This window comes from Mycobacterium sp. (genome assembly GCF_032162605.1).
Taxonomy (GTDB): Bacteria; Actinomycetota; Actinomycetes; order Mycobacteriales; family Mycobacteriaceae; genus Mycobacterium.
The window spans coordinates 1-9,066 of the sequence record NZ_JAVROT010000116.1 but is presented as its reverse complement, the minus strand read 5'-3'; the positions used below and the strand labels follow the sequence as shown (position 1 = coordinate 9,066).

The 9,066-nt window shown below is 66.3% G+C and carries 6 protein-coding genes and 1 pseudogene; all 7 read right to left on the bottom strand.

Annotation, left to right across the window (positions count from 1 at the left end; translation table 11 throughout):
* A partial coding sequence (locus QOI01_RS07200; RefSeq protein WP_526379493.1) for an ATP-dependent Clp protease ATP-binding subunit occupies window positions 1-2,197 on the bottom strand: 2,197 nt, incomplete at its 3' end.
* Window positions 2,198-2,478: 281 nt separating this feature from the next.
* Window positions 2,479-2,820: a histone-like nucleoid-structuring protein Lsr2 gene (gene lsr2, locus QOI01_RS07195; RefSeq protein ID WP_526379492.1), complete on the bottom strand. Its 342-nt coding sequence runs from the start codon at window positions 2,818-2,820 to the stop codon at window positions 2,479-2,481.
* Window positions 2,821-2,931: 111 nt separating this feature from the next.
* On the bottom strand, window positions 2,932-4,458 hold the full coding sequence (gene lysS, locus QOI01_RS07190; RefSeq protein WP_526379494.1) for a lysine--tRNA ligase: 1,527 nt from the start codon (window positions 4,456-4,458) through the stop codon (window positions 2,932-2,934).
* Window positions 4,459-4,525: 67 nt separating this feature from the next.
* Window positions 4,526-5,326: an IclR family transcriptional regulator gene (locus QOI01_RS07185; protein WP_526379491.1), complete on the bottom strand. Its 801-nt coding sequence runs from the start codon at window positions 5,324-5,326 to the stop codon at window positions 4,526-4,528.
* A gap of 11 nt (window positions 5,327-5,337) precedes the next feature.
* Window positions 5,338-7,185, bottom strand: a complete 1,848-nt coding sequence (locus QOI01_RS07180; protein WP_526379490.1) for a putative nucleotidyltransferase substrate binding domain-containing protein — start codon at window positions 7,183-7,185, stop codon at window positions 5,338-5,340.
* A complete protein-coding gene (locus QOI01_RS07175) occupies window positions 7,158-8,711 on the bottom strand; it encodes a GMC family oxidoreductase (protein ID WP_526379489.1) in 1,554 nt (517 codons plus the stop codon). The genes QOI01_RS07180 and QOI01_RS07175 overlap by 28 nt, the downstream gene beginning before the upstream one ends.
* Window positions 8,704-9,066: pseudogene (locus QOI01_RS07170) on the bottom strand (amino acid permease); the annotation flags it as partial. The pseudogene QOI01_RS07170 and the gene QOI01_RS07175, both read right to left, overlap by 8 nt.

Below are 9,066 nucleotides of genomic sequence, written 5' to 3'. Positions count from 1 at the left end.
CGACCATGTGGACGATCTGCTCCTGCGAGAGCGGCGGGAAGACGATGATCTCGTCGACCCGGTTGAGGAACTCCGGCCGGAAGTGCTGCTTGAGCTCCTCCTGCACCTTGTTCTTCATCCGCTCGTACGAGCCGGCCACGTCCCCGGCCTGGGCGAAGCCGAGGTTCTGACCCTTGGCGATGTCCTTGGTGCCGAGGTTGGTGGTCATGATGATCACGGTGTTCTTGAAGTCCACCACCCGGCCCTGGGAGTCGGTCAGGCGACCTTCCTCCAGGATCTGCAGCAGGCTGTTGAAGATGTCGGGGTGCGCCTTCTCGACCTCGTCGAAGAGGACCACCGAGAACGGCTTGCGCCGCACCTTCTCGGTCAGCTGGCCGCCCTCCTCGTAGCCGACGTAGCCAGGAGGCGAGCCGAACAGCCGCGACGCGGTGAAGCGGTCGTGGAACTCGCCCATGTCGATCTGGATCAGAGCGTCGTCGTCGCCGAACAGGAAGTTGGCCAACGCCTTGGAGAGCTCGGTCTTACCGACACCGGACGGGCCGGCGAAGATGAACGAACCCGACGGACGCTTGGGATCCTTCAGCCCGGCACGGGTACGCCGGATCGCCCTGGAGACGGCCTTGACGGCGTCCTCCTGGCCGATGATGCGCTTGTGCAGCTCGTCCTCCATGCGCAGCAGGCGCGTGGTCTCGGCCTCGGTCAGCTTGAACACGGGGATGCCGGTCCAGTTGCCGAGAACCTCGGCGATCTGCTCGTCGTCGACCTCCGCGACGACGTCGAGGTCACCGGAGCGCCACTGCTTCTCACGCTCGGCCCGCTGACCCACCAATGTCTTCTCGCGATCGCGCAGGTTCGCCGCCTTCTCGAAGTCCTGCGCGTCGATCGCAGATTCCTTCTCCCGGCGCGCGTCGGCGATCTTCTCGTCGAACTCGCGCAGGTCTGGCGGTGCAGTCATGCGACGGATGCGCATCCTGGCGCCCGCCTCGTCGATCAGGTCGATCGCCTTGTCGGGCAGGAAGCGGTCGTTGATGTAGCGGTCGGCCAGCGTGGCGGCCGCCACGATCGCGCCGTCGGTGATCGACACCCGGTGGTGAGCCTCGTACCGGTCACGCAGACCCTTGAGGATCTCGATGGTGTGCTCGACCGTCGGCTCGCCGACCTGAACCGGCTGGAAACGACGTTCCAGAGCGGCGTCCTTCTCGATGTACTTGCGGTACTCGTCGAGGGTGGTCGCGCCGATCGTCTGCAGCTCGCCGCGGGCCAGCTTGGGCTTGAGGATGGACGCGGCGTCGATCGCGCCCTCGGCGGCACCCGCGCCGACGAGCGTGTGGAGCTCGTCGATGAACAGGATGATGTCGCCGCGGGTGTTGATCTCCTTGAGGACCTTCTTCAGCCGCTCTTCGAAGTCACCGCGGTAGCGGCTGCCTGCCACGAGAGAACCGAGGTCCAGCGTGTAGAGCTGCTTGTCCTTGAGCGTCTCGGGCACATCGCCGTGCACGATCGCCTGCGCAAGCCCTTCGACGACGGCGGTCTTGCCGACGCCGGGCTCGCCGATCAGTACCGGGTTGTTCTTCGTGCGGCGGCTCAGCACCTGCATGACCCGCTCGATTTCCTTCTCGCGGCCGATGACGGGGTCGAGCTTGCCCTCCATCGCGGCCGCGGTCAGGTTGCGACCGAACTGGTCGAGCACCAGCGACGTCGACGGGTTGCCCGCCTCGCCGCCGCGTCCGCCGGTGCCGGTCTCGGCGGTCTCCTTGCCCTGGTAGCCGCTGAGCAGCTGAATGACCTGCTGACGAACGCGCGTCAGCTCCGCACCCAACTTGACCAGCACCTGGGCGGCGACGCCCTCGCCCTCACGAATCAGGCCGAGCAGAATGTGCTCCGTGCCGATGTAGTTGTGGCCGAGCTGTAGTGCCTCTCGCAGGCTGAGCTCCAGCACCTTCTTGGCGCGCGGCGTGAAGGGGATGTGTCCGGATGGCGCCTGCTGGCCCTGGCCGATGATCTCCTCGACCTGGCTGCGGACACCCTCCAGCGAAATGCCAAGCGACTCGAGCGACTTGGCTGCGACACCTTCACCCTCGTGGATGAGGCCAAGGAGGATGTGCTCGGTGCCGATGTAGTTGTGGTTCAGCATCCGGGCTTCTTCTTGAGCCAGGACGACGACGCGGCGTGCGCGGTCAGTGAAGCGTTCGAACATCGGTGGTTACCTGCCCTCCGTAGTTAGCGCAGCTCTGCGCACGGCGAGCCGTGCTCTGCACCTGCCGTCCACTGTAGTGGGCGGCGGCCCGGGGTGCCCCGCCCTAGTCCTTCTGTAGTGAAGAACTGTAGTGAAGAACCGAGCAGTGACCATTCCCGTGCTGCACAAGCGCAACGCTCGACGGCGTCCGATCGTTTCCAGGAATGGGCCCGCAACGGTTCGCCCCTAGCGAAAGCGTGTTGCCACCCGAACCGCTACGGTGGGGGGCTGGCAACCGCTACCTATGTTGCCGCGTGGAATGCGTCGATGACGTCTGCGGGAATGCGCCCGCGCGTGGAAACACTATGACCATTGCGGCGCGCCCAGTCCCGAATTGCGGCACTCTGCTCACGGTCGATCGACGCGCGGCCACGGCCCGAACCCGTGGCGCCGCCACGGCGGCGGCCCCCCACCCGGCGGCCGGCTTCCACCCATTGCTTCAAGTCTCCCCGAAGTTTTTGGGCGTTCTTCGACGTAAGGTCGATCTCATAGCTCACACCGTCGAGTGAGAATTCGACGGTCTCGTCGGCAGAACCCTCACCGTCGAAATCATCGACTAGGGTGACGGTCACTTTCTTCGCCATTGGCTCACACTGACCCTTCTGTCCGGGGCGCGGAGTCGTACTTCGTCTCGAACCCGGGACAATGCTTGCATATGAACCAGCGCAATTCAACACAAAAGTATGAAAAGCCCTTCAGGCGCCGTGTCTGCGAACATCTCTGCGTACCAGGGGAAACAAAACCGTCTCCCTAATCGACAGCCCCGTCAATGCCATCAACAACCGATCGATGCCCATTCCGGTGCCGGTGGTCGGAGGCATCCCGTACTCGAGGGCGGCGAGGAAATCCTCGTCGAGAAGCATCGCTTCATCGTCGCCCGCGGCCGCCGCCCTGGCTTGGGCCTCGAAGCGCTGTCGTTGCACAACGGGGTCGATGAGTTCTGAGTATCCAGTCGCCAACTCGAAGCGGCGAACGTATAGGTCCCATTTCTCGGTGACGCCGGGAATGCTGCGGTGGGCACGTGTCAGCGGCGTGGTCTCGACGGGGAAGTCACGCACGAAGGTGGGCGCCCACAAGGTGGCCCCCACCGCGTGCTCCCAAAGTTCCTCGACCAGTTTCCCGTGCCCGTAACCGCGATCGAGCGGAATCTCGACACCACGCGCGTCGGCGATGGCCCAAAGGTGTTCGACTCCCGTTTCCGGCGTGATCTCTTCACCAAGGGCTTCCGAGAGCGACGGGTACATTTCCACCGTCGCCCATTCGCCGTCGAGGTCGTAGGTAGTGCCATCGGGCAGGGACACGTTTCGCGTGCCAATCGCTTCGTCGGCGACCTCTTGAATTATCTCACGGGTGACTACGGCCGAATCGTCATACGTGCCGTAGGCCTGATAAGTCTCGAGCATCGCAAATTCTGGTGAATGCGTCGAGTCCGCACCTTCGTTTCGAAACACGCGATTCAACTCGAAGACCTTCTCGAAACCTCCGACCAAGCATCGTTTGAGGAACAACTCCGGTGCGATGCGAAGGAAGAGATCGGTGTCGAGCGCGTTGGAGTGCGTCACGAATGGTCGTGCCGCGGCCCCTCCTGCGAGGGTCTGAAGGATGGGCGTCTCGACTTCGAGAAATCCGCGCCGTTCGTATGCCGACCGCACTGCGCGAACGACCGCAATCCGTTGGCGGGCAATGGTGCGCGCCTCGGGACGCACGATCAGATCGACGTAGCGTTGCCGTACCCGCGACTCCTCGCTGAGCTCCTTGTGCGCGACGGGAAGTGGTCTCAGCGCCTTCGAAATGATTTGCCAGGAATCAGCGAGCACAGACAATTCACCGCGTCGTGAACTGATTACCTCGCCGTGGACGAACACGATGTCGCCAAGATCGACGTCCGACTTCCACGCATCGAGCGACTCCCGACCAACGCCGTCCAGACTGACCATCGCCTGCAGCTGGGTGCCGTCACCCTCCTGGAGCGTTGCGAAGCAGAGCTTCCCGGAGTTCCTGGCGAACACCACCCGCCCCGCGACGCCGACGATCTCCCCGGTGCTCGTATCGACCGCCAACTCGGCATACGCCCGTCGAAGTTCGGCGAGCGTATGGGTGCGGGCCACCTCGGCCGGATAGGGATCGCGGCCCTGGGCAAGCAGCCGTTCGCGCTTCGCCTGACGGATCCGGAACTGTTCGGGTAGATCGTTGGCGTCGTTTTCCTGGCCGGCCTCGGGCACATCAGCAGAGCTCACGACGTGCCAGCTTAAATGAACCCATGCCCGTCACCGTCCACGCGACGCCGTGCTAGCTGCGCGTGGACAGGTCGACCCAGCCGAGCCGCCTACTGACGCTCTCGGCCGCAGCGATGGTCAGCTTCGCGATCGCACCGATCTCGTCCTCGCCGAGCCTGTACGACGGTCCGGACACGCTGAGCGCTGCGACCACCTGGGCGTCGGCGTCGTAGACGGGCGCGGCCACGGCGTTGAGCCCGACCTCGAGTTCCTCGCGGACGCTGGCCCAGCCGTTCTCGCGAACGGATGCCAGCTCGATCTCCAGAGCGGAGCGTGACGTCACCGTGGTGTCGGTAAAGGATTCCAAGCGGGTCGCCAGCCGCTCCCGCAGGTCGCTGCCGCTGAGCCCCGCCAGGAGCACCTTCCCGCTGGAGGTCGCATGGGCTGGGCAACTCTGGCCGACCCAGGTGCGCAGGGCGATGCCTGCCGAGCCGATGGCCTCGGCGATGTTCACGATGCGGTCGTCGTCGAGGACCGCGAGGTTGGTGGTCTCGCCGGATTCCGATGCCAGCGCATCGCAGGCCGCCTGACTCTGCTTGACCAGGTCGAGCTGCCCACTGCTGGCGCGGGCCAGCCGGGCGACCGCGAAGCCGAGGCGATACTTGCCCCGATCGGCGAGCTGCTCCACATAGCCCCTGGCTTCCAACGCCGAAATGAGCCGGGACACCGTCGATTTGTGCACGCCCAGCTCGGCAGCGATCTCGGTGACCCCCGCCTGGCCGAGCGTCGCGAGGATCTCCATCACGGTGAGCGCGCGGTCCACCGACTGCACCGTGGTGGAGCGCCCGCCGTCCTCGCCGTCTCCCTTGACCATCTGGTCCGACCCTATACGGCCGGAATGCCGAAGTTGCCGACACGTCGCTGCACGGCGGCGATCTCGCGGAGCCCGTCGTTGAGCAAGCTCCGGTTCAGCGGCGACAACTCGGACATGGTGATGACGTCGCCGGGGCGGTTGCCAGAAGAGAGTTGCTCGACCTGGTGCGTCATCCGAAGGCGTTGCAGCATGACGAAGACCTCGCCGAGGGTGGCCGCGTCCCGCTCGGAGAGCGCACCACTGGCCGCCGCCGACGCCAGCCGGGCCGGGGTCGACGCCGACACGACGTCCCCGGCGAGCCCACCCCACCTGGCCAGGTTCACGATGGGCGTGACGGCGTGGCTCTTGAGGTCGAACGTGCCGCCGCGTCGTGACACCACGTCGCGAAGGGAACGGGCGCGGACCCGTCCGGACAGCGCATCCAGAAGTTGCAGCCGCAATGCGTTGGGGTGCTCGGCGCGCATCCTGCGGTACGCGGCGGGCACCGTGTGCAGCCCGGTATCGCCCCACACGACCCGGCCGTCGAGCAGCAGCGACGACAGGATCAAGCCTTTGTTGGCCAGCGGGTCGTCGAGCCAGGCCTTGGCCGCCGCGGCCCAATCACTTTGGGAGCGAGCGAAGTTCGGACTTGCGGCGATCGCTCCGTTGCTGTCGGACGGCAACCCGCAGCCGTCGAGGATGGCATGGGTGCGGCGGGCGATCCCACGCAACGGACCACTCGCAGGCGACAACTCGTCGCGCCACGACAGCGCACTGTCGACGTCCGACGATGGCATGGCCTCGCGCCTGGCGATACTCCCGAGCGTGAGCCAGGCGAACCCCGACGTCGGCGTGCCCGGCTCCGGGGAGGCTTCGGCGACCGAGAGCTCGAGCGCCCGGCGCACCACGCTGTCGATGACTATGGAGAGGATGCCGCTGGTGGCGGATGCCGTGGTGCCGCTGCGGAACAGCGCGCTCGCGGTGTGGGTGACGCGCCGCGCGGCGGCCTGCAGCTCGGCGGCATCGGCTGCCAGGCCGATCGAGCGGCGCAGCATGAAGCTCTGTCTTGCCGACGCCGCAAGCAGGTCGGCGTCTTCGAGGACACCGACGACCTCGCCGCGCGCCGAGGTCACCGGCATGTGCCGCAACCCGCTCTCCAGCATCTGCACGAGCACGGTCTCGGCGGTCAGGTCGGCGGTGACCCGGCGAGCGGGCGCGCTCATGACCCGGGTGATCGGCACCTCCACCGAGAGTCCCGCGGCCACGACGCGCGTCCGCAGATCGCGGTCGGTGAAGATGCCGTATTCGCCGTCGGGCAGCGAGATCAACGCGTAGGACACGTGGTGCCCGGTCATCCGGATTACGGCGTCGCGCACCGAGACGTCGGGGGCGACCACGAGCACGTCGCCGTGCACGAGCTCGCCGACCGGTCTGCTGTCGGCGACCTGTACCAGGGCCTTCCGGCTATCCGGCGCCGCACTCCATGCCGACGAGGCCAGGTAGGCCAGCCCGGCGGGTCTGGCGAACAAGGCCCGCAGCTGCTCACCGGGCAATCTGATCAGGGTGCTCGGCTCGGTGGCCCGCGCCACGAACTCCATGCCGCCCCCGGTGAGCAGCGGCGTATATCCGAAGATGCCGCCGGGCTCGATGGTGTCGATGGCAGCACCGTCCGCACCGGCCTGCAGGGCGACGTCCCCCGTGCAGACCATCCAGACGTCGCCGGGCACGTGCATCGAGTAGTCGGCGATCACCGCGTCGGTGGCGAATGCCACCAGCGCTGAGCCCGCCACCAATTCGGCGAGCTCATCGGGCGTCATCGACTGGAACGGCGTGTGCTCCCCGAGGAACTGGCTCAGGTCCCCCGGAGCAGGTCCGCGCATTTCTCGGCCATGGTCATCACGGTGATGTTCGGGTTCACCGCGGGCAGTTTGGGCATCGCCGACGCGTCGACCACGCGCAGCCTTGACACCCCCTTGACCCGAAGCTGCGGGTCAAGGACGGCCATCGGATCGGTCACCGACCCCATCCTGGCGGTGGCCGCCGGGTGGTAGACGGTGTTGTGCGTCTGGTGGACGTAGTCGAGTAGCTCGTCATCGGTCCTAGCTTCCGGTCCCGGTGCCAGTTCGCGCTCGATCCACCCCTTCAGCGGCTCCTGCTCGGCGATGCTGCGGGCGAGTCGCAGACCGGCGAGCATGATCCGCTCGTCGTAGCCCTCGGGATCGGTGAAGTAGCGCGGATCGACCTTGGGTCGGTCCCGGAAGTCCAGGCTGCGCAGCCGGACCGTGCCACGCGACCTGCCCTGAGTGACGTTGGGCGTCAGGCAGAATCCGTTGTCGGTCGTCGGGTAGCCGCGCCGCAGCGTGTTCATGTCGAACGGGACGCTGCCGTAGTGCATCATCAGATCGGGTTGGGGTGTGCCCTCGTCGACCGTGGTGAAAAGGCCAATCTCCCACCACTGCGTGGAGGTGGTGACCATGGGCCGCGAGGCCTCCCAGAACACCAGGCCCTCGACGTGATCGTCGAGATTGGATCCGACGCCCGGCGAGTCGACCCGGACCGGGATCCCGATCTCCCTGAGGTGCTCTGCGGGCCCGATCCCGGAGAGCATCAACAGTTTCGGAGTGTCGATCGAACCCGCGGTGACGATGACCTCACGCCGTGCGGAAACGGTGTCGTACCCCGTCAGGTCGGGGCGTTGAAAGCGCACACCGGTGGCGTTGTTCGCCTGGTCGAACAGGATCTCGGAGACCCAGCAGCCGGTGCGCACCTCGAGGTTCTTGCGGGAGTCCAGAATTGGATGCAGGTACGCGTGCGAGGTCGACATGCGGGTGCCGTCCTCCCCCACGTTGATCTGAAACCAGCCCGCGCCGTTGCGCACCGTCTCGCCGCGGTTGAAGGCCACCGTCGGCAGCCCGGCCAGCGCCGCCGCCTCCAGCACCGCGGTGCCGCATGGGTCGGTCGGTGGGACGTCCTGCAGGCGGACGGGGCCGTCGTGGCCGTGATCGCCCGGTGCGTCGTTGTTCTCCAATCGCTTGACCAGCGGCAGGATCTCGGCGGCGCTCCACCCGGTGGCACCCATCTGGACCCATTCGTCCAGGCACTCCGCGGGTGGCCAGAACGCGATGCAGGAATTGTGGGACGAACATCCGCCGAGCACCTTCGCACGGGCGTGCCGCATGAAGCTGTTACCACGTTCCTGCGGCTCCACCGGGTAGTCCCAGTCGTAGCCGGAGTCCAGCAGGTGCATCCACTCGGACAGCGGGAGGATGTTGGAATCGCCGACGTCCGACGGGCCTGCCTCGACCAGACACACCGTGACGTCCTTGTCCTCGGACAGCCGGGCGGCCAGCACGCAGCCGGCCGTCCCGCCGCCGGCGATCACATAGTCGAATTGGGTGTCAGGCATCGGCTTTGGTGACTGCTGCGTGTGATTCCAGCGTACCGATGTGGTGCCTGCCCTTGACGCCGTACCAGAGCAGGCCGAAGCCGAGGATTACGCCGATGTAGACGAACGCGCCCCAGGTGTTGTACCAGGGATCGCCGTAAACCGCGACGCGCGGCCACGCCAGGTTCAGCGCCATCCCCACGCCCCACACGACTGCGACGATGTTGACCACCATGCCCCACTTGCCCATGGTGAAGTAGCCCTCGGCCTTGAGATCCGGAGGCGGCCACTGGCCCTGGAAACGCTTCTTCAGCATCGGGCCCGTCACCATCAGGTAGGCCAAGTAGATCATGATGATCGCGATCGACGTCAGCAC

Bases quoted from the DNA above. Each gene is read 5' to 3' on its own strand.
- QOI01_RS07180 (WP_526379490.1), bottom strand. From the start codon at position 7,185: ATGCGCGGACCTGCTCCGGGGGACCTGAGCCAGTTCCTCGGGGAGCAC.
- QOI01_RS07185 (WP_526379491.1), bottom strand. From the start codon at position 5,326: ATGGTCAAGGGAGACGGCGAGGACGGCGGGCGCTCCACCACGGTGCAG.
- QOI01_RS07175 (WP_526379489.1), bottom strand. From the start codon at position 8,711: ATGCCTGACACCCAATTCGACTATGTGATCGCCGGCGGCGGGACGGCC.
- lsr2 (WP_526379492.1), bottom strand. From the start codon at position 2,820: ATGGCGAAGAAAGTGACCGTCACCCTAGTCGATGATTTCGACGGTGAG.